The sequence below is a fragment of the Rhodococcus sp. IEGM 1351 genome (assembly GCF_030056875.1).
GTDB lineage: Bacteria > Actinomycetota > Actinomycetes > Mycobacteriales > Mycobacteriaceae > Rhodococcus_F > Rhodococcus_F opacus.
Window position 1 is genome coordinate 421785 of the sequence record NZ_JASHKU010000002.1, and the last position, 20035, is coordinate 441819.

General features: G+C 68.8%; 19 protein-coding genes. 9 read left to right on the forward strand and 10 right to left on the reverse strand.

Translation table 11 applies throughout. The features are described 5' to 3' along the window. Positions 1-47: 47 nt before the first annotated feature. The 8 genes from QM806_RS05135 to QM806_RS05170 form a co-directional block, all read right to left on the reverse strand. Entirely contained in the window at positions 48-914 is an 867-nt protein-coding gene (locus tag QM806_RS05135; protein ID WP_005563505.1) for a DegV family protein, read from the reverse strand. Positions 915-918: 4 nt separating this feature from the next. After that, positions 919-1716 carry a diglucosylglycerate octanoyltransferase gene (gene octT, locus QM806_RS05140; RefSeq protein WP_005563507.1) on the reverse strand — a complete coding sequence of 266 codons (798 nt, stop codon included), beginning with the start codon at positions 1714-1716 and terminating at the stop codon, positions 919-921. Then, positions 1703-2362 carry a histidine phosphatase family protein gene (locus QM806_RS05145; protein WP_005563510.1) on the reverse strand — a complete coding sequence of 220 codons (660 nt, stop codon included), beginning with the start codon at positions 2360-2362 and terminating at the stop codon, positions 1703-1705. Before QM806_RS05145 ends, octT begins: the two co-directional genes overlap by 14 nt. Further along, the gene (rsfS, locus tag QM806_RS05150; protein ID WP_167119350.1) at positions 2359-2784 is read right to left on the reverse strand and encodes a ribosome silencing factor; all 426 of its coding nucleotides are present in this window, start codon (positions 2782-2784) and stop codon (positions 2359-2361) included. The genes QM806_RS05145 and rsfS overlap by 4 nt, the downstream gene beginning before the upstream one ends. A 35-nt stretch (positions 2785-2819) precedes the next feature. Then, entirely contained in the window at positions 2820-3470 is a 651-nt protein-coding gene (gene nadD / locus QM806_RS05155) for a nicotinate-nucleotide adenylyltransferase (RefSeq protein ID WP_005261284.1), read from the reverse strand. A 64-nt stretch (positions 3471-3534) separates the two neighbouring features. Further along, positions 3535-4995, reverse strand: coding sequence for a vWA domain-containing protein (locus tag QM806_RS05160; protein ID WP_005261285.1), 1461 nt, complete (start codon positions 4993-4995; stop codon positions 3535-3537). Positions 4996-5006: 11 nt separating this feature from the next. Next, positions 5007-5888 (reverse strand): AAA family ATPase, encoded by an 882-nt coding sequence (locus QM806_RS05165; protein ID WP_005261286.1) that lies wholly within the window; start codon positions 5886-5888, stop codon positions 5007-5009. Between the two features lie 61 nt (positions 5889-5949). Next, entirely contained in the window at positions 5950-7230 is a 1281-nt protein-coding gene (locus tag QM806_RS05170) for a glutamate-5-semialdehyde dehydrogenase (protein WP_005261287.1), read from the reverse strand. 114 nt (positions 7231-7344) lie between these two features. Here QM806_RS05170 and QM806_RS05175 point away from each other — a divergent pair, with 114 nt between their 5' ends. The 9 genes from QM806_RS05175 to QM806_RS05215 all read left to right on the forward strand — a co-directional run bounded on the left by QM806_RS05175 (position 7345) and on the right by QM806_RS05215 (position 17357). Continuing rightward, positions 7345-8445, forward strand: coding sequence for an NADH:flavin oxidoreductase/NADH oxidase (locus QM806_RS05175; RefSeq protein WP_064080187.1), 1101 nt, complete (start codon positions 7345-7347; stop codon positions 8443-8445). A 243-nt stretch (positions 8446-8688) separates the two neighbouring features. Then, positions 8689-10158, forward strand: a complete 1470-nt coding sequence (locus QM806_RS05180) for an MFS transporter (RefSeq protein WP_005561353.1) — start codon at positions 8689-8691, stop codon at positions 10156-10158. 9 nt (positions 10159-10167) lie between these two features. Next, complete coding sequence (locus tag QM806_RS05185; RefSeq protein ID WP_283290624.1) at positions 10168-11034, forward strand: ribokinase; 867 nt, start codon at positions 10168-10170, stop codon at positions 11032-11034. Between the two features lie 56 nt (positions 11035-11090). After that, the gene (locus tag QM806_RS05190; RefSeq protein WP_005575160.1) at positions 11091-13190 is read left to right on the forward strand and encodes a RecQ family ATP-dependent DNA helicase; all 2100 of its coding nucleotides are present in this window, start codon (positions 11091-11093) and stop codon (positions 13188-13190) included. Positions 13191-13341: 151 nt separating this feature from the next. Further along, positions 13342-13854: a diaminobutyrate acetyltransferase gene (gene ectA / locus QM806_RS05195; protein ID WP_005575162.1), complete on the forward strand. Its 513-nt coding sequence runs from the start codon at positions 13342-13344 to the stop codon at positions 13852-13854. Between the two features lie 27 nt (positions 13855-13881). Continuing rightward, positions 13882-15144: a diaminobutyrate--2-oxoglutarate transaminase gene (ectB, locus tag QM806_RS05200; protein ID WP_005575164.1), complete on the forward strand. Its 1263-nt coding sequence runs from the start codon at positions 13882-13884 to the stop codon at positions 15142-15144. Positions 15145-15163: 19 nt separating this feature from the next. Further along, positions 15164-15562, forward strand: a complete 399-nt coding sequence (locus tag QM806_RS05205; protein WP_005261294.1) for an ectoine synthase — start codon at positions 15164-15166, stop codon at positions 15560-15562. 10 nt (positions 15563-15572) lie between these two features. Beyond that, entirely contained in the window at positions 15573-16508 is a 936-nt protein-coding gene (locus QM806_RS05210) for a D-isomer specific 2-hydroxyacid dehydrogenase family protein (RefSeq protein ID WP_005575166.1), read from the forward strand. Positions 16509-16529: 21 nt separating this feature from the next. Next, positions 16530-17357, forward strand: coding sequence for an NAD-dependent protein deacetylase (locus QM806_RS05215; protein WP_065491745.1), 828 nt, complete (start codon positions 16530-16532; stop codon positions 17355-17357). Between the two features lie 3 nt (positions 17358-17360). Here the strand turns inward: QM806_RS05215 and proB are convergent, their stop codons facing one another. After that, the gene (gene proB / locus QM806_RS05220) at positions 17361-18461 is read right to left on the reverse strand and encodes a glutamate 5-kinase (protein WP_005261297.1); all 1101 of its coding nucleotides are present in this window, start codon (positions 18459-18461) and stop codon (positions 17361-17363) included. Continuing rightward, the gene (obgE, locus tag QM806_RS05225) at positions 18458-19918 is read right to left on the reverse strand and encodes a GTPase ObgE (protein WP_005572497.1); all 1461 of its coding nucleotides are present in this window, start codon (positions 19916-19918) and stop codon (positions 18458-18460) included. Before obgE ends, proB begins: the two co-directional genes overlap by 4 nt. Between the last annotated feature and the right edge of the window lie 117 nt (positions 19919-20035).

Genomic DNA, 20035 nt, shown 5'->3' on the forward strand with positions numbered 1-20035 from the left:
CCCACAGAATCGCCGCGACGACCAGGCTTTCCGAATCGGCCTGTGGATCAGTGCGAAGTTGTGGATGAATCGCGGTCTTCGTGGTGCAGGGCGGGTTCCGGGCACAGCACGATGCCGATGGCGCCCACGCCCACGTGGGCGCCGATCACCGAGCTGAAATCGGTGACGACGAGGTCACTGACCTGCGGAATCCGGTCCTTCAGCTGCTGCGCCACCGCTTCGGCGCGCTGCCGGGCGTGCATGTGATGCACAGCGACGGCCGTCCTGTCCAGACCTGCCAGCTCCACCGCGGCGTCGACCATCCTGGCCATCGCCTTGGTCGACGTGCGCGTCTTCTCCTTCAGAACCAGCCGGCCGTCCACGAGATGCAGCACCGGTTTCATCGCCAGTGCGGTACCGAGCAGTGCGGCGGCGGTGCCGATGCGTCCTCCGCGTCGCAACTGATCGAGCCTGTCCACGACGATCAGGCAACGCCCGCGGCTCGCGACGTCGACCGCCCGCCGGTACGCCGTCTCGAGGTTCGCACCGTCCTTCGCGGCCCGCGCGGCCTCGAGGACCGGGTAGCCCAATCCCATTCCGGCGGACTGGGAGTCGACGATCCGCACCCGGCCGTCGAATTCCTGTGCCGCCTGACGACCTGCCTCCCACGTTCCGGACAGCTGCCGGGAGATGTGCACCGCGAGAACGCCTGCGCCCTCACTCAGCTCCAGCGCTGTCGCGTACGCCTCGGACAGCTCGCTCGGCGACGCGCCCGACGTGGTGACGCCGGCAAGATCCTCGGGGAGCGCGTCGATTCCCTCCCGGAAATCCTGGCCGCCGCTGAGGACATGGAGTGGGACCACCTGGATCCCGTACTGCTCGACGAGTTCGGGCAGGATCGAGGCCGAGGAATCGGTGACGACGACGACGGGCATCGGACTACTCGGCTCCGCTCGACACCGGGTCGGCCGAAACCGCACCCTCGGCGGAGTCGGGAACGACTCCCGCCGCGCGGAGCGCGGTCAGCATCGCCGCGGCCACCCCGGTGTGTCCGTCCCAGCCCCAGTGGATGCCGTCCGGATTACCCTGATCGCTGAAGACGTTGGCGCGCACCGCCTCCGCCAGGTCGACGAGGGGCACGTTCTTCTCCTCCGACCACGCCGTGATGGCGGCAACGGCACCGGGGCGGCCCGCATGCACCTTGCCGTAGGCCTCGCTGCGATGCACGGACGGCAGGGTCCCGATGACGGGCAACTCGGGCCGCATGTACTCGAGCGCAGCCCGTGAGCTCTCCAGATATTCGACACTCAGCCGCGGGGGCAACGCCACCGGCCATCCCAGCGGGGACAGCCTGGGCTGAAGCCACTGGTAGCCGGCCCGCACGACGCGGCGCAGCGCGGGCGGGCGGACGTAACGCAACTGTTCCCGCAGCGCCGTCGGGAGCGGGGACGGAAGGGAGTCCATGCCGCCGACCGCGAACACGACGGCACCGGCGCGTGGAACCGCCGACCACACGCGTGGGTCCTGGGTCAGCGCCCACCACACGTCGCGGCTGGTCCAGCCGATCCGCGCCACCAACTCGACATCCCAACCGAGTTGACGTGCAACGATATTGGGCCAGATGTCGGGGTGGTCGGACGGGAGACCGCCCTTGGGTCCGTAGTACGACAGCGAATCGGCGAGCACGAGCAGGACGGGGCGTTCCCCCGAGCCGGCATCCACGTCAGAGGACGTCACTGGCCACACTCGCAGAAGCGTTCCACACGTCGAGGCGCCAGTTGAGCGAATCGGGGTTTCCGTACGCGCTCAGCTGCACCCAGCTGGTGTTGCCCAGCCCGCCCAGCACCGGCCAGCGGTCGACGGGCAGATCCAGCAGGGCGGCGGTCAGCGCGGCGATCACACCGCCGTGCGCAACCAGGACCACCGGCTTCTCCGCCCAGTCCTCGTGCTTCTCGACGAGTTCGGCGACCACCGGCTTGCTGCGGCGGGCGACGTCGATGCGACTCTCCCCGCCGGGCGGTGCCCACGTCGCGTCGCCGCGCCACGTGGCGCGGGCGCCGGGTGCGCGGGCGTCGACGTCGAGGTGCGTGAGCCCCTGCCAGTCACCGAGATGCGTCTCGCGGAGGCGCTCGTCGATCTGGACCGGCAGACCGGCGTTGTCGCCGACCTCCACCGCGGTGTCGTAGGCCCGCCGCAGATCGGAGGACACGATGGAGATCGGTCTGCGACCGACGAGCGCGGTGGCGGCGGCGCGGGCCTGCGACCGCCCCAGCTCCGACAGTTCGGTGTCGAGCTGACCCTGCATGCGATTGTCGGCGTTGTACTCGGTCTGCCCGTGGCGAAGCAGGATCAGACGTCGCGGGGAGCGGGGGGCATCCGTCACAGCTCGGGCTCCTCCGCCTCGGCGGCGGTGCCCGCACCGTTCGCGTCGGCCGGGCCGTGCAGCCCGAGACCCTCGACGGGCACGGTCGGGCAGTCCTTCCACAGCCGGTCGAGTGCGTAGAAGTTGCGCTCCTCGTTGTGCTGGACGTGGATCACGACGTCCACGAAATCGAGCAGTGCCCAACGGCCTTCGCGGGTGCCCTCGCGCCGCACCGGCTTGTGACCTGCCTCACGCAGTCGATCTTCGATGTTCTCGACGATCGCGTTGACCTGTCGCTCGTTGGGGGCGGAGGCGATGACGAAGCAGTCGGTGATGACCAGCTGCTCGGAAACATCGAGCACCACCACATCGGAGGCCAGCTTCTCGTCGGCAGCCACTGCCGCGATGCGTGCCATCTCGATGGCTTCGGTCGTTGCGCTCACGCGATGTTCTCCCAGTTCGGTTCGAAAAGTGCTGACTAACTCTTGGTCTTGTCCGGGGCCGGTTCGGACATCGTCGTCGCGCCGTCGAGGCGCTCGGAGTCCGGTGGCCGGTACAGGTTCCGTTTGGAGATGTACTGGACCACACCGTCCGGCACGAGGTACCACACAGGACGGTGTCGACTGGCACGCCGCCGACATTCCGTCGAGGAGATCGCCAGAGCCGGGATCTCGATCAGCGTGACCGCGTCCTCCGGCAACGCGTCCAGGTGACCGGCCAGATGTTCGGTGTTGAGATCGAATCCCGGGCGCGACACCCCGACGAACTTCGCCAGCGAGAACAGTTCCTCCCAGTCCTGCCAGGACAGGATACTCGCCAGGGCGTCCGCACCGGTAATGAAGTACAGCTCGGCGTCCGGGTGGTAGCTGCGCAGATCACGCAGAGTGTCGACGGTGTAGGTGACCTTCTCCCGGTCGACGTCCACCCGGCTGACGGAGAAACGCGGATTCGACGCGGTGGCGATGACCGTCATCAGGTACCGGTCCTCGGCCGGGCTGACGCCCTTGCCCTGCTTCTGCCAGGGCCGGCCGGTGGGCACGAAGACGACCTCGTCGAGGCTGAATCGATCTGCCACCTCACTGGCTGCCACGAGGTGACCGTGATGAATGGGGTCGAAGGTGCCGCCCATGACTCCCAGGCGGCGCCGACGCGCACCCGCTGCTCCCTGTTCCACGAGTGACGAGCTTACGTGTTCACACCGGCAGCAACCCGGCGACCACCGACGCCAGCTGCTGAGCGGATCGGCATTCGTGCATGCTGATGACCTCGTTGTACACCTTGGCCGCCGAGTCGCCCGTTCCCCACTGACCGCGGGGCTCCGGGTTGAGCCAGTGCGCGTGCTTCGCCACCGACACGAGCCGGGCCAGGGCCTCCAGATTCGGGTCGCGGTAGTTGTTGCGGCCGTCGCCGAGCACCAGCAGCGACGTCCGCGACGTGATGCTCTGGGTGAACCGTTCGGCGAACACCCCGAACGCGTTGCCGTAGTCGGAGTGCCCGTCGTAGCCGACCAGGTCGGCTTCCCGGATCATCCGCGACATGGCGCTGCCGAGGTCGGCTCCCGCGTCGAAGAAGCGGGTGACCTCGTCGGTGGTGTCGATGAACGCGAACACCCGCACCCGGGAGAACTGCTCGCGCAGCGCGTGGACGAGCAGCAGGGTGAAGTGGCTGAAACCCGCGACCGAACCCGACACGTCGCACATGACGACCAGTTCGGGGCGCGCCCGCCGGGGCTTGCGCTGGACGAGGTCGATGGGCACACCGCCGGTGGACATCGACTTGCGCAGGGTCCGGCGCAAGTCGATCGAACCGGCCCGGTTGCGGCTGCGCCGCACGGCCAGCCGACTGGCGAGCAACCGGGCCAGCGGGGTGACGTTGCGTTTCAGCGCCGTCAGTTCGGCGTCGGACGCGCGCAGGAAGTCCACTTCCTCGGCCAGCCGGGGCACGCCGTACGACGCCACCCGTTCCTTGCCGAGGTTCTCGGCCGACCGTCGCCGCGTCTCCGTCTCGATCATCTTCCGGAAGTCGGCGATCCGCTGGGCGGCGGTGCGCTTGGCCACCTCGGATTCGTAGCTTTCCGTCGTTCGGGCTTCGCCGTCCTGCTGATTGCCCAGGAGTCCGTCGAGGATCTTCTTCAGCAGGGTTTCCGGTGCGACGTCCCGCAGCGCCTGGTACGCGGAGAACGACGGGCCGTTCGCCGACTGGTACTGCCCGAGTTCCTCGACCATCTGCGCGGTCAGGAGTTCGGTGAGCTCGATCGCCTCCGGCGACCCGTCGGTGAGGAGTTCGACGATCAGCTCGCGCAGTGCCTCGTAGTCGATCTCACCCTTGGCGTTCCGCGGCAGACTCGTGTCGATGGCCCCGTCCGCCCGGCTTCCGACAGCCGCCGGGAACCAGAGTTCGAACAGCGCGTCGAACGTGGGCCGGTGGGTGGGTCGCCGCAGCAGCGCGCACGCGAGACCCTCGCGCAGTGATTCGCGGTCGAGCAGGTCGAGGACCGACATCACGCGACCGGCGTCGACAGTCTCGGACGGTCCGACCATGATGCCGCGCCGCCGCAACGCCTCGACGAAGTCGACCAGATGCCCCGGCAGCCCGTGCGGCGCCGCGGGACCGCCCGGCTTCGACCGGGACGCGAGTGGACCACCAGCAGCCATGGGGAAGTCCTTCAGTTCAGTCGCAGCTCGGCAGCGGCCCGTAGCTGGTCGGATTGGTGTTTGAGGACGACACCCATCGTGGCGCGGACGGCGTCGTCGTCGAGGGTGTCGAGCCCGAGCGCCAGGAGTGTGCGACCCCAGTCGATGGTCTCGGCGACCGACGGCAGCTTCTTCAGCTGCATGCCGCGCAGCACGCGGATGGTCCTGACCAGCTGCTCGGCCACAGCCTCGGGCAGCTCCGGTACCCGGCTCGCGAGGATCCGCCGCTCGAGTTCGGCGTCGGGGAAGTCGAGATGCAGGAACAGGCAGCGGCGCTTGAGTGCCTCCGACAATTCGCGGGTGGCGTTCGAGGTGAGGACGACGAACGGCTTCCGCGTAGCCGTGATGGTGCCCAGTTCGGGGACGGTGACCGCGAAATCGCTGAGCACCTCGAGGAGCAGGCCCTCGATCTCGACGTCGGCCTTGTCGGTCTCGTCGATCAGCAGCACCGTCGGATCCTCGCGCCGGATCGCGGTCAGCAGCGGCCGCGACAGCAGGAACTCCTCCGAGAAGACGTCCGCCTTGGTGGAGTCCCAGCTGTGGTCGCTGCCCGCCTGGATGCGCAGGATCTGCTTCGCGTGGTTCCACTCGTACAGCGCGCGTGCCTCGTCGACGCCCTCGTAGCACTGCAACCGCACCAGCTCGGCGCCGGTGGTCTCGGCGACGGCGCGGGCGAGTTCGGTCTTACCGACTCCGGCGGGACCCTCGATGAGCAGGGGTTTTCCGAGCCTGTCCGCGAGGAACACCGCGGTCGCGGTGCCCTTGTCGGACAGGTACCCGGTTTCGGCGAGCCGAGCGATGACGTCGTCGACGCTCGCGAAGAACGGCGTCGTGGTGGGCAGTGCGCGATCCACGCTCGCTCCTTTCAGAAGGGGTGACGGGCAGAGGGGGCTGAGGGAAAGGGGGGGCGAAGGTCTAGACCGGGCGGGTGTGCCCGTCACCCCAGACGATCCACTTGGTGGAGGTCAGTTCGGGGAGCCCCATCGGGCCACGCGCGTGCAGTTTCTGCGTGGAGATCCCGATCTCGGCGCCGAATCCGAACTGCTCGCCGTCGGTGAAGGCGGTAGACGCGTTGACCATGACGGCGGCGGCATCGACCCGGGCGGTGAACTCGCGGGCGGCGGCGAGGTCGGAAGTCACGATGGCCTCGGTGTGGCCGGTTCCGTAGCGGTCGATGTGCTCGACCGCGGCATTCAGGTCGTCGACGACCTTGAGCGCCACGTCCAGGGTGAGGTACTCCTCCGACCAGTCCGACTCGGTCGCGGGCACCAGTCCGGGCAGGTCCCCGTGGACCGTCACGCTGTGCGTCTGCAGGGCCTGCAGCAGCTTCGGCACCGCCGTCTCGGCGATCGCGGCGTCGATCAGCACCGTCTCCGCGGTGTTGCAGACACTCGGTCGCCGCGTCTTGGAATTGAGCAGGATCCGTTCGGCCATCTCGAGGTCGGCTGCCGAGTGGACGTAGACGTGGCAATTGCCGACGCCCGTCTCGATGGTCGGGACTGTCGCGTCGCGCACCACGGCGCTGATCAGGCCGGCGCCGCCGCGGGGAATGACGACGTCCACGAGGCCGCGGGCCTGGATCAGGTGCGTCACGCTGGAGCGGTCGTCGCTCGGCAGCAACTGCACCGCGTCCTCCGGCAGCTGCTGCGCCGCCAGCGAGGCCCGCAACGCCACCACCAGCGCCGCGTTCGACTTCGCCGCGGACGAGGAGCCGCGCAGCAGGGCCGCGTTGCCGGACTTCAGTGCCAGCCCGAACGCGTCGACGGTGACGTTGGGGCGGGCCTCGTACACCATGCCCACCACGCCGAGCGGGACCCGCAGCTGACGAAGTTCGAGACCGTTGGGGAGCGTCGAGCCCCGCACCACTTCACCGACCGGGTCGGGCAGACCGGCCACCTGGCGCAGTCCGGACGCGATCCCCTCGATCCGCTCCGGGGTCAGCCGCAGGCGGTCGAGCAGGGAGTCCTCGGTGCCCGATGCCCGGGCCGTCTCGATATCGGCCGCGTTGGCGGCGAGGATGTCGGCGGAGGCGGCGAGCACGGCGTCGGCCGCCGCATGGAGCGCCGCATCCTTCTGCGCGGTGGTGAGCAGCGCGAGGACCCGCGACGCGGTGCGGGCGCGACGGGCCGCTGCGTGGACGGCTTCACGGGTATCCACCGTGGCACCGGCCGACGAGGTGGAAGTCACTGCAGTCATGAAGACAGCCTATATACCGGGGCCTGTACACCGCGGAGCGGGAACGACCGGGAATGATTTGGTCCCCCGCGCAGGTTGCGACTGGTCGAGACCATCAGAGGCAGGAGTGCTGTAGTGAGCGTGTTGTTCGAACCCATCACCTTCCGCGGAGTCACCGTCCCCAATCGGGTGTGGATGGCGCCGATGTGCCAGTACTCGGCAGACGTGACGGGCCGCGATGTGGGAGTGCCGGGCGACTGGCACCGGACCCACCTCGTGACGCGCGCTATCGGCGGTGCCGGCCTGATCCTCACCGAGGCGACGGCCGTCAGCCCGGAGGGCCGCATCAGTCCCGCCGACCTCGGCATCTGGAACGACACCCAGACCGAGGCCTTCGCGGAGATCAACGCACAGCTCGAGTACTTCGGCGCGGTCCCGGGCATCCAGCTCGGTCACGCCGGGCGCAAGGGCTCCGCGCACGTCCCGTGGCGCGGGGGCGGGAGCCTCGACGGCGACGATCGGCTGTCCTGGCAGACGGTGGCGCCGAGCGCGATCGGTTTCGGCGACCACACCCCGCCGGCCGCGGCGACGACCGCCGATATCCGGAAGGTGGTCGCCGATTTCGCCGCCGCCGCCGAGCGGGCGTCGCGGGCCGGTTTCAAGGTGGTGGAAATCCATGCGGCACACGGCTATCTGCTGCACCAGTTCCTCTCACCGGTCAGCAATCACCGCACCGACGAGTACGGCGGCAGCTTCGCGGGCCGCATTCGCCTCCTGCTCGAGGTCGTCGACGCGGTACGCGGGGTGTGGCCGGCCGAGTTGCCCGTCTTCGTCCGGGTCTCGGCCACCGACTGGCTGTCCGAGGAGCCCGGCCTCGACGCGGACAGCTGGACGCCGGATCAGACCGTTTCCCTCGTGCAGGCCCTCGCCGACCTCGGCGTCGACCTCGTCGACGTCTCCAGCGGTGGCGTCGCGTCCGCCCGGATCCCGATCGGGCCCGGCTACCAGGTCCCGTTCGCCCGCCGCATCCAGAACGAGACCACGGTCCCGGCCGCCGCCGTCGGGCTCATCACCGAGCCGGAGCAGGCCGAGCGGATCGTGGAGTCGGGAGAAGCCGTCGCCGTGTTCCTCGGGCGCGAACTGCTGCGCGACCCGTACTGGCCGCGAAAAGCCGCACTGGTATTGAATGCCCAGGTGACGCCGCAGATTCCGGCGCAGTACGCACGGGCGTACTGAGGCTCGGGCCGACAAGCCCGCACATCCTTTGCTACGGTAATCGCTCTTACAGCTGGTAGTCCCGCACCCCGGACGGTGGGGCGGGACCGAGCCACGAGCCAGAGCCGATCGGCGGGGGCCGCATCGCGCCGAAGGGCCGTGGGTTGCCGAACCCGACCAGCAATCGCCGTGCGGGCGACGAAAAGATGCGTGCATCAGGTACGTGCCCCGCGCGGGTGATAACTGCGCTGGGGAGCGCACGACATGAATGCACCAGATCACTCGATCACGTCGGCCGAGGTGGCCGAATCACCTGATGTCACGGTCACCGACGAGGCCTCCGTCAAACGAGCCGTCAAGGCCACCATGCTCGGTAACGCCATGGAGTGGTTCGACTTCGGCGTGTACGCCTACCTCGCGACCACCATCGGCAAGGTGTTCTTTCCCGAGGCCAGCGGTACCGCACAGCTACTGTCGACGTTCGCGATCTTCGCCGCGGCGTTCATCGTCCGTCCCCTCGGTGGGCTGTTCTTCGGTCCGCTCGGTGACCGGATCGGCCGCAAGAAGGTGCTCGCCACCACGATCATCCTGATGGCGGGCAGCACGTTCGCCATCGGCCTGATCCCGAGTTACGGATCCATCGGGCTCGCGGCGCCGATTCTGCTGGTGCTGTTCCGGCTCGTGCAGGGATTCTCGACGGGCGGCGAGTACGGCGGTGCCAGCACGTTCGTCGCCGAGTACGCGCCGGACAAGCGCCGCGGGTTCTTCTCGAGCTTCCTCGAATTCGGAACCCTCGCGGGGTATGTCGCGGCCGCGGGCCTGGTCACCGTCATCAGCACCGTGGTCAGCGCCGACGCGCTGGTGGACTGGGCGTGGCGAATTCCGTTCCTGCTCGCCGGTCCGCTCGGCCTGATCGGCCTCTACCTGCGGCTGCGGCTCGAGGAGACGCCTGCGTTCCAGCAGATGGAGCAGGCCGAAGAGCGTTCGCTCGCAGACGAATCCACGGGACGCAAACTGCGCGAGACCCTGGTGGAGAACTGGCGTCCGCTGGTGCTTTGCGTCATCCTGGTCGCCACGTACAACATCGCGCACTACGGCCTGCTCAGCTACATGCCGACGTACCTGTCGAACACGCTCGGCTACGACGAGTCGCACGGCCTCGTCCTCATGATCATCGTGATGCTCATCATGATGGTGTGCATCAGCTTCGTCGGAAAGCTGTCCGACCGGGTGGGTCGTAAACCGTTGCTGCTGGCCGGTTTCGTCGGATTCTTCGCGCTGTCGCTGCCCGCGTACCTGCTGATCGGTGTCGGGCACTACTTCACCGTCTTCGTCGGCCTCGCGATGCTCGGCGGGCTGCTGCTGCTGTTCGTCGGCGTCTTCCCGTCGGTCCTTCCCGCGCTGTTCCCCACCGGAATCCGCTACGGCGGGCTGGCGATCGGATACAACCTCGCGGTGTCGATCTTCGGTGGCACCACCCCCCTCGTCCTCACGGCGCTGCAGGACGCGACGGGCAGTGACCTCGTCGCGCCGATGTACATGATGGTCGCGGCCGTCATCGGCGGTATCGCGGTTCTGCTCATCTCCGAGACCGCCCGGAAGCCGCTGGAGGGTTCGCCGCCCGCCGTGGCCACGGACGCCGAGGCCCGCCGCATCCTGAAGCGTCTCCGCCGCACCAAGGGCGACGCGTCCGCGACACCCGCACAGGAGACGGCAGCCGCCGACGCGGGTTAGTCTCGGGATATGTCCGCTCCCAGGGTCGCCGTGGTCGGCAGCATCAACATGGACCTGCTGACGGCGGCCGAGCGGTTGCCCGCGCCGGGAGAGACGATCCTGGGCAACGCCTTTGCCGCCACCCCCGGTGGCAAGGGCGCCAATCAGGCGATCGCCGCGGCGCGGGCCGGTGGCGCCGTGACGTTCATCGGCGCCGTCGGCTCCGACGTGTTCGCTCTCGACCTGCGGCAGGCCCTGGTGGACGCCGAGGTCGACACGCGGTACCTGCGCGAAGTGGACGGGCCGAGCGGGATCGCGGCGATCACCGTCGACGCCGCCGGTGAGAACAGCATCGTCGTGGTTGCGGGCGCCAACAGCACCGTGGTGGACCTGACGACGGCCGAACTCGCGGCCGTCGCGGACGCCGACGTCCTGCTCTGCCAACTCGAGATACCTCTGGGCACCGTGCTGGCCGCGGCGGCGCACGCCGCGGCACACGGTACCGTCGTGATGTTGAATCCCTCACCGGCGCAGACACTTCCGCCTGAACTCGTCGAGCTGGTCGACGTACTCCTCGTCAATCAGACCGAGGCCGGGCAACTCGGCGCCGAGGTCATCGGCGCCCTCGCCCACGTCGTGACCACGCGGGGGTCGTCCGGCGCGGACTACGCGGGCAGCGACGGCACCGCGATCCACGCCGACTCCCCCGAGGTCGAGGTCGTCGACACGACCGGGGCGGGCGACGCGTTCGCCGGCGCCCTGGCCATCTCGTGGCGGCGCGGGCCCGCGGCCGCCGTCCCGTTCGCATGCACGGCGGGCGCGCTCGCCACCACCCGCCGAGGCGCGTCCACGTCGTCACCGACCCTGGCCGAGATCGAGGCGGCACTGCCCGGCTGAGCGCTCCTGCCGCCGCCCGGATCCTCCGTGTCACCCGTGTCGGGCACCATGGGGGCATGACGACCGCCACCGAACCCGCACTACGTGACGAGGCCGAACGGCTGCTCCGCGAGCTGGCAGGCGAGCACGCCACCCTCCGCGACGACCAGTGGACGGCGATCGAGGCGCTCGTGGTGGGCCGCAGACGGGCGCTGGTCGTCCAACGGACGGGCTGGGGCAAGTCGGCGGTCTACTTCATCGCGGCGAAGCTCCTGCGGGCGCACGGGCACGGCCCCACGGTCATCGTGTCGCCGCTCCTGGCCCTCATGCGGAACCAGGTGGCCTCCGCCGAGCGGGCGGGCGTGCGCGCCGCCACCATCAATTCCGGCAACGTCACCGAGTGGGACGACATCCACGCCCGGGTCGCGGACAACGAACTCGACGTGTTGCTGGTCAGCCCCGAGCGTCTCAACAATCCCGACTTCCGCGACCAGGTGCTCCCCTCCCTCGCCGCCGACGCGGGCCTCGTCGTGGTCGACGAGGCGCACTGCGTGTCGGACTGGGGTCACGACTTCCGTCCCGACTATCGGCGGATCCGCACGCTGATCGCCGAACTGGGCGAGGGAATCCCCGTCCTGGCCACCACGGCCACGGCGAACGACCGCGTCGTCTCCGACGTCTCCACGCAGCTCGGGGTGGGTGGCGCCGAAACCCTCGTCCTCCGCGGCGGCCTCGAACGCGAGTCGCTGCACCTGTCGGTCGTGCAGATTCCGGAGGCCACCGCCCGGGCCGCGTGGCTCGCCCAGAAGCTCGACAGCCTGCCCGGCTCGGGCATCATCTACGCACTCACCGTGTCGGCGGCCCGGGATCTGGCGAGCCTGCTGTCCGAGCAGGGCCACACGGTCGCCGCATACACCGGGCAAACCGACGCCGCCGAGCGCGAGACCCTCGAGCAGGACCTGCTCGGCAACCGGGTCAAGGCCCTCGTGGCGACGTCCGCGCTCGGCATGGGGTTCGACAAGCCCGACCTGGGGTTCGTCGTGCACCTCGGTGCGCCGTCGTCCCCCATCTCCTACTACCAGCAGGTCGGGCGTGCCGGACGGTCCACCGACCGCGCCGAGGTCATCCTGCTGCCCGGATCCGAGGACAGGCAGATCTGGAGTTATTTCGCCTCGGTGGCGTTCCCCCGGGAGCACGTGGTGCGGCGGGTGATCGAGGTCCTCGACACCGAGCGGCCGCAGTCCACGCAGGCGCTCGAGCCGCTGGTGGAGCTGGGCCGCACCCGGCTCGAGATGGTCCTGAAGGTCCTCGACGTGGACGGTGCCGTACGCCGGGTGCGTGGCGGCTGGGTGGGCACCGGGGAGCCCTGGACGTACGACGCCGACCGGTACGAACGCCTCGAACGCGCCCGCGAGTCCGAGCAGCAGGCGATGATCGACTACCAGCGGATCACCACGTGCCGGATGGCGTTCCTGCGCGAGCAGCTCGACGATCCGGGTCTGGCGGCGGGCGCCTCGGAGTGCGGGCGGTGCGACAACTGCACCGGAGTGCGCCACGACGCGACCGTGGACGCCGAGGCGGTGCAACAGACCAGAACGCGCCTCGAGCGCCCAGGCGTGGACCTGGCGCCCCGTAAACAGTGGCCCACGGGCCTCGCGAAGCTCGGCGTGACGCTGTCCGGGAAGATCACGGATGGCCCCGAACCGGGGCGCGTCCTGGGCCGGCTGTCCGACCTGGGCTGGGGTCAGCGGCTGCGTTCCCTGCTCGACGAACCGGACGGGCCCGCCCCCGACGCCGTCCTGAAGGCCTGCATCCAGGTGCTGGCCTCCTGGGACTGGACCGAGCGGCCCACCGCTGTCATGGCCGTCGAATCCGCCACCCATCCTCTCCTGTCGGCCTCGATCGCGGGGCAACTCGCCGCCGTCGGACGCCTCACCGACCTGGGAGTTCTGCGGCTGCGCCCGGAGCATCCGCCGGTGTCCGCGGCCAACTCCGCCTACCGGGTGGCCGGGCTCGTCGACGCCTGGGAGGTCCCCGGCCTTCCCGACGGCGCCGGTCCGGTGCTGCTCGTCGACACCCTCACGGACACCGGCTGGACCCTCACGATGGCCGCCAGGACGCTGCGCGCGGCGGGTGCCGCGTCGGTCCTCCCCTTCGCGCTCGCGAGTCTCAAATAGGCGAAGTGTGTCGCTTGCGATTCACCCAAAAGTTACATAATGTGATGAGCATCACTTTGCACGTCTCACCTGCAAGGCTCCGCCACCTGAACTGTCCAATTTCGCGAGGCACGTGAAATCGAAGGGGATGGTTGTTAGGTTCGAATTTCCAATGACGCCTGTTCAGAAGAGTGCCATCCCGACCACCGCGCCGGACGCGGTGTTGTTCAGAAGTCCAGAGATCACTGACGGAGTCCGGCTCTGGGAGATCGCCAGGAACACGGAAGTGCTCGATCTCAATTCGAGCTACGCATACCTGTTGTGGTGTAGAGATTTCAGCCGCTCGTCGGTCGTCGCAGTCGTTGACGAGCGCGTCGTGGGTTTCGTATCAGGGTTCATCCGCCCCGAAGCCCCAGCGACGCTGTTCGTCTGGCAAGTAGCCGTAGACGCAGACCAGCGCGGCAAGGGAATTGCAGGTCGCATGCTGAGCGCGCTGCTCGACCGACTTGCACCCGAAGGGATTACCCATCTCGAAACGACGATCAGCCCCGACAACGAGGCCTCGATCGCGCTGTTCACAGCATTGGCGCGTCGCCGAGACACGGCGATCAACAAGCAAGAACTGTTCTCCCCAAACGATTTTCCCGATGGACACGAAGCCGAAGATCTGTACACGATCGGCTAAGAGCATGCCCCGGAGGAATGCAGCAACATGACTAACTTCGATACGAACATTTTCGACAACCTCGAATCCGAGGTTCGCAGCTACAGCCGCGGCTGGCCCGCCGTCTTCGAGTCGGCGTCCGGATCGTGGATCCGCGACGAGAACGGTCGCGACTACCTCGACTTCTTCGCCGGTGCCGGTTCGCTGAACTACGGCCACAACAACCCGGTCCTGAAGTCGGCGCTCGTCGACTACATCGTCAGCGACGGCATCACGCACGGTCTCGACATGTCGACCGTGGCCAAACGCGACCTGCTCCAGACGTTCCAGGACAAGATCCTGAAACCCCGCGGTCTCGACTACAAGGTCCAGTTCCCCGGACCCACCGGCACCAACACGGTCGAGGCCGCACTGAAACTGGCGCGCAAGGTGACGGGTCGTTCGTCGATCATCAACTTCACCAACGCTTTCCACGGAATGACGCTCGGCGCCCTGTCTGTCACCGGTAACTCGATGAAGCGCGCCGGCGCCGGAATCCCGCTGGTGCACGCCACCCCGATGCCGTTCGACAACTACTTCGACGGAGTCACCGAGGACTTCCACTGGTTCCGCCGCGTGCTCGACGACTCGGGTAGTGGCCTGAACCGTCCGGCCGCCGTGATCGTCGAGACCGTGCAGGGTGAGGGCGGCGTCAACGTCGCCCGCGCCGAGTGGCTGCGCGCCCTCGCGGACCTGTGCGCCGAGCGCGAGATCCTGCTGATCGTCGACGACGTCCAGATGGGCTGCGGACGCACCGGGCCGTTCTTCTCCTTCGAGATCGCCGGCATCACCCCGGACATCGTCTGCCTGTCGAAGTCGATCGGTGGTTACGGCCTGCCGATGGCGCTGACGCTGTTCAAGCGTGAGCTCGACGTGTGGGGACCGGGCGAGCACAACGGCACGTTCCGCGGCAACAACCCGGCGTTCGTCACGTCGAAGGTGGCGCTGGACCACTACTGGTCCGACGACACCCTTCACCAGTCGACGCTGAAAAAGGGCGAGAAGATCCACCAGGCGTTCACCGATCTGGCGAACCAGTTCGAGGGCTCCATCTCCACCCGCGGTCGCGGCCTCGTCCAGGGCCTCGTGTTCGACGAGCCGGAGAACGCGGGCAAGGTCTGCAAGCTCGCCTTCGACGAGGGCCTGCTCGCGGAGACCTCCGGACCGTCGGACGAGGTGGTCAAGCTCCTGCCGGCGCTCACCATCACCGACGAGGAACTGGACCACGGACTCGCGATTCTCGCCGACGCCACCGGCAAGGTTTGCAGCTAGAGAGAGGACTGACACTCACATGATCGTTCGCACCACCGCAGAAATCACCGACACCGAGCGCGACATCACCAGCGAGGACGGAAACTGGCGCAGCAAGCGCATCATCCTCGGCGGCGACAAAGTGGGCTTCTCGTTCCACGAGACCACGATCAAGGCGGGCTCGGTCAACGAGTTCCATTACGCCAACCACGTCGAGGCCGTCTGGCTCGTCGAGGGAACCGGCAAGTTGATCGACCTCGACAACGACAAGGTCTACGAACTCGGCCCCGGTTCGATGTACCTGCTCAACGGTCACGAGCGTCACCGTGTCGAGCCCGACACCGAAATGCGCATGCTGTGCGTGTTCAACCCGCCCGTCACCGGGCGTGAGGTCCACGACGAAAACGGTGTCTACCCGTTGGTCGAGGTTCCCGCGTAAGTTCGACCCCATGGCCGACGACGCTGCTGTTCCAGCTATAGCCATCGGACCCGCCCCGGACCCGCTCCTCGAGGATGCGGTGCGCCGGGGCGGCGCCCGTGTGGCACCCTTCGAGTCCGCGGACGCCCTGGTCTGGACCGCGGGTCCGATCGGGTTCCCGGACCCGCTTCCCGAGAACATCCGCTGGGTGCAGTTGAACTCCGCGGGTGTCGAGGAGTGGTTCGCCGCGAAGGTGATCAGACCTGACACCACCGTGCTGTGGACGTCGGCGGCGGGCGCGTTCGCCGCCACCGTCGCCGAGCACGCTCTGACGCTGCTGCTGGCCGGGGTGCGGGCACTACCGGAGCACCTCGAGGCGAAGACCTGGCGTCAGCAGGAGTTCTTCTCGAAGATCGGCACCCTGCGGGGCACCACGGTCGCGATCGTGGGTGCCGGCGGAATCGGCCGGGCACTGATCCCGATGCTCGCGGGTGTCGGGGCCGACGTCATCGCGGTGAATCGCTCCGGAAGCCCGGTGCCGGGCGCGATCGAGACGCTCCCCACCACCCGTCTCGGCGAGGTGTGGGCCCGCGCGGACCACTTCGTGATCGGGGCTCCCGCCACCGACGCCACGCACCATCTGGTCGGGGCGGCGGAGTTCGCGCAGATGAAGCCGACCGCGTGGGTGATCAACGTCGCGCGCGGCTCGCTCGTGCACACCAACGCACTGGTGAAAGCGCTGCGGGACAAAACGATCGGCGGTGCGGGACTCGACGTCACCGATCCCGAGCCGCTTCCCGACGGCCACCCGCTGTGGGATCTGCCCAACGTGATCATCACCCCGCACGATTCCAACCCGCCTGCGGTCCGGCCCCCGGCGTTCGCCGAGCACGTGGCGCTGAACGTCGCCCGCTTCGTCGCAGGTGAGAATCTCACCGCTTTGATCGATCCTGTCGTCGGGTACTGAGCCGGCGCTACCCTGGAGTGCGTGTTCGCCCGACTGATCGACGTACTCGGTGGCCGGCGCCTGTGTGTGATCACCGGCGCCGGCATCTCGACCGACTCCGGAATTCCCGACTACCGGGGTCCGGAGTCGCCGCCGCGCAATCCCATGACGTACCAGCAGTTCACCGGGGACCCCGACTTCCGCCGCCACTACTGGGCGCGCAACCACCTCGGCTGGCGGCACATGGACGCCGCCCGGCCCAACACGGGCCACCGCGCGCTGGCGGGGCTCGAACGGGCCGGTGTCGCGCGTGCCGTCATCACCCAGAACGTCGACCTGCTGCACACCAAGGCCGGCAGTCGCCGGGTGATCGACCTGCACGGCACGTACGCCCAAGTCCGGTGCCTGGCGTGCGACGCCCTGATCTCGCGGGCGACGCTCGCCGACCGGCTCGAGCGTGCGAACCCCGGTTTCGCCGAAACCGTCTCTGCCGCACGGGGAGTGGAGATCGCACCGGACGCCGACGCGGTGATCACCAGCACCGGGCATTTCCGGATGGTCGACTGCGAGGCGTGCGGCGGACTTCTCAAACCCGACATCGTGTACTTCGGCGAATCCGTCCCGAAACCGAGGGTCGCCGCCGCCTACGACGTGGTCGACGAGGCCGAGGCGCTCCTGGTGGCCGGCTCGTCGCTCACCGTCATGTCGGGACTGCGGTTCGTCCGGCACGCCGCCAAGCGCGGAATCCCCATCGTCATCGTCAACAGGGGGACGACACGCGGCGACGAGTTCGCCACCCTCACCCTCCACGCCGGTTGCTCGGAGGCACTCACCGCACTGCTCGACGCGTCCTCCGCGCTGCCCGCGTGACCGTCAGAGCGGCACCAGATCGTCCGCGTGGACGACGGGGCGCTGCATCTCCGCGGGCAGTTCCTGGGTCGACTTGCCCAGGATGTCGCTGATCTCGGCGGAGTCGTACGCCACGACACCCCTGGCCACGGGACGCTCGTCGGGGCCGAGGAGCGACACGACGTCGCCGCCGTAGAACCGCCCCGACACCGCGCTGATCCCCGCGGGCAGCAACGACCGCCGTTTGGTGACGACGGCACGCACAGCGCCCTCGTCGATGTGCAGGATCCCCTGCTCGTCCGCGGCGTGGCGTACCCAGAACTTGCGCGCCGACAACCGGGACGGCCGGGCCGCGAATGCCGTCCCCACCCCGGCGTCCCGTAGCGCTGCCCCGGCGTCCGAGGCGGCGGCGAGCAGCACGGGCACGCCGGCATCGGCCGCGAGGCGCGCTGCCGACAGCTTGGACGCCATCCCGCCGGTGCCGAGAGCGCCGCCCGAGCCTGCGACCACCCCGTCGAGATCCTCAGGGCTGTTCACCTCGGGAATCAGCGTCGCATTGCCCTTGCGGGGGTCGCCGTCGTACAGCCCGTCGACATCCGACAGCAGGACCAGCGCGTCGGCGCCGACCAGGTGCGCGACCAGCGCCGCGAGCCGGTCGTTGTCGCCGAAGCGCAGCTCCGCCGTCGCGACGGTGTCGTTCTCGTTGACGATCGCGACCGCGTGCAGCGCGCGCAGGCGGTCGAGAGTGCGTTGCGCGTTGCGGTGCTGCGCGCGGCGGGCGATGTCGTCCGCGGTGAGCAGCACCTGCCCGACGGTGCGCCCGTACCGGGCGAACGACGTGCCCCAGGCGTGGGCCAGCGCCAGCTGGCCGACGCTCGCGGCGGCCTGCTTCGTCGCCAGGTCCCGCGGCCGCTTGGTCAGCCCCAACGGAGCCAGACCCGCGCCCACGGCCCCGGACGACACGACGACCACGTCGGAACCGGCACGCATCCGTGCCTCGATCGCATCGGCCAGCTCGTCGAGGCGACGGACGTCGAGCCCGCCGACCAGACTGGTCAGCGCGGACGATCCGATCTTCACGACAATGCTGCCCGCCGACGCGATCGTGCGCCGGGTGGCGCTCACTGGTCTTCGGGGTCGAGGCCTTCGAGACCGCGACGGACCCTGGATGCGTGCTTGCGTTCGGTCGCGCCGATGCGCTCGACCTGATCCAGACGCGGGTCGGTACCGCGGCCGGTGCGGGTGAGATCGACGCCGGCCGGTGTCTGGGGCTCCCAGTCGAAGCTCACGTTGCCGATCGTGACGGACGCTCCCGGCTCCGCACCCTGCTTGACGAGCTCGGTCTCCACGCCGAGTCGCGCGAGGCGGTCGGCGAGGTAGCCCACGGCCTCGTCGTTGTCGAACTGCGTCTGCCGCACCCAGCGCTCCGGCCGCGTGCCGCGGACGATGAACCCACCGGGGATCTCGGGGTCGGCGACGACGCTGAAGCTGTTTTCGTTCGCGATCACCGGGCGGATCACCTGACGCTTCGGCTCGGCCTTCGGGTGCGCCTCACGGTAGTCCGCAACCAGCTTCGCCAGCGCGAACGTCAACGGGCGCAATCCCTCTCGGCTGACAGCCGAGATCGTGAAGACAGGCCACCCGCGGGCCTCGAGATCGGGGGTGACCATCTCGGCCAGCTCGGCCGCCTCCGGCACGTCCGCCTTGTTCAGGATCACGATGCGGGGCCGGTCCGCGAGGTCACCGAGCCCGGCGTCGCCGGACAGCGCGCCCTTGTACGCGGCGAGTTCCGCCTCGAGTGCGTCGATGTCGGAGATCGGGTCGCGGCCCGGGTCGAGCGTCGCGCAGTCGACGACGTGGGCCAGCACGGCGCACCGCTCGAGGTGGCGCAGGAAGTCCAGTCCGAGCCCGCGGCCGTCGCTCGCGCCGGGGATCAACCCGGGCACGTCGGCCACCGTGAACGTGGTGTCGCCGCTCGACACCACACCGAGGTTCGGCACGAGCGTCGTGAACGGGTAGTCGGCGATCTTCGGCTTCGCCGCCGACAGCACGGACACGAGCGAGGACTTACCCGCCGACGGGAACCCGACCAGCCCGACATCGGCCACGGACTTCAGTTCGAGGACCAGTTCCCGCTCGACACCGTCCTCACCGAGGAGCGCGAAGCCCGGCGCCTTGCGCGCCTTCGACGACAGGGCCGCGTTGCCGAGTCCGCCGCGGCCACCCTGGGCGGCCTCGAAGCGGGTGCCGACACCGATGAGGTCGGCGAGGATACGCCCGTCCTCGTCGAGGACGACGGTGCCGTCGGGGACCTTCAGGATCAGGTCGTCGCCCTGGGCGCCGTCACGGTTGCTCCCCATCCCCTGCTTGCCGTTGGTGGCCTTCGCGTGGGGGTGGAAATGGAAGTCGAGGAGGGTGTGGACGTTGCCGTCCACCTCGAGCACGACGTCACCGCCACGCCCGCCGTTGCCGCCATCCGGGCCACCGAGTGGTTTGAACTTCTCCCGGTGTACGGAGGCGCAGCCATTGCCGCCTTTTCCGGCGCTGACGTGCAGCACGACGCGGTCAATGAATCGGGACATGACTGCCGGATCCTTCCTCAGCCAATTGTGTTGATCTCACTCTTGAAAAAAACAATAGGGGCGGACCGGGTATCTCGACCCAGGTCCGCCCCTATTGGGAGCTTGAAACGTCCCTCA

Excerpts from the sequence above, each read along its gene's own strand:
- QM806_RS05135 (WP_005563505.1), bottom strand. The coding sequence starts at position 914 with ATGCCCGTCGTCGTCGTCACCGATTCCTCGGCCTCGATCCTGCCCGAA.
- nadD (WP_005261284.1), bottom strand. The coding sequence starts at position 3,470 with ATGGGCGGCACCTTCGACCCCATTCATCACGGTCACCTCGTGGCAGCC.
- QM806_RS05160 (WP_005261285.1), bottom strand. The coding sequence starts at position 4,995 with ATGGCTGCTGGTGGTCCACTCGCGTCCCGGTCGAAGCCGGGCGGTCCC.
- QM806_RS05170 (WP_005261287.1), bottom strand. The coding sequence starts at position 7,230 with ATGACTGCAGTGACTTCCACCTCGTCGGCCGGTGCCACGGTGGATACC.
- QM806_RS05180 (WP_005561353.1), top strand. The coding sequence starts at position 8,689 with ATGAATGCACCAGATCACTCGATCACGTCGGCCGAGGTGGCCGAATCA.
- QM806_RS05185 (WP_283290624.1), top strand. The coding sequence starts at position 10,168 with ATGTCCGCTCCCAGGGTCGCCGTGGTCGGCAGCATCAACATGGACCTG.
- QM806_RS05190 (WP_005575160.1), top strand. The coding sequence starts at position 11,091 with ATGACGACCGCCACCGAACCCGCACTACGTGACGAGGCCGAACGGCTG.
- ectA (WP_005575162.1), top strand. The coding sequence starts at position 13,342 with ATGACGCCTGTTCAGAAGAGTGCCATCCCGACCACCGCGCCGGACGCG.
- ectB (WP_005575164.1), top strand. The coding sequence starts at position 13,882 with ATGACTAACTTCGATACGAACATTTTCGACAACCTCGAATCCGAGGTT.
- QM806_RS05205 (WP_005261294.1), top strand. The coding sequence starts at position 15,164 with ATGATCGTTCGCACCACCGCAGAAATCACCGACACCGAGCGCGACATC.
- QM806_RS05210 (WP_005575166.1), top strand. The coding sequence starts at position 15,573 with ATGGCCGACGACGCTGCTGTTCCAGCTATAGCCATCGGACCCGCCCCG.
- obgE (WP_005572497.1), bottom strand. The coding sequence starts at position 19,918 with ATGTCCCGATTCATTGACCGCGTCGTGCTGCACGTCAGCGCCGGAAAA.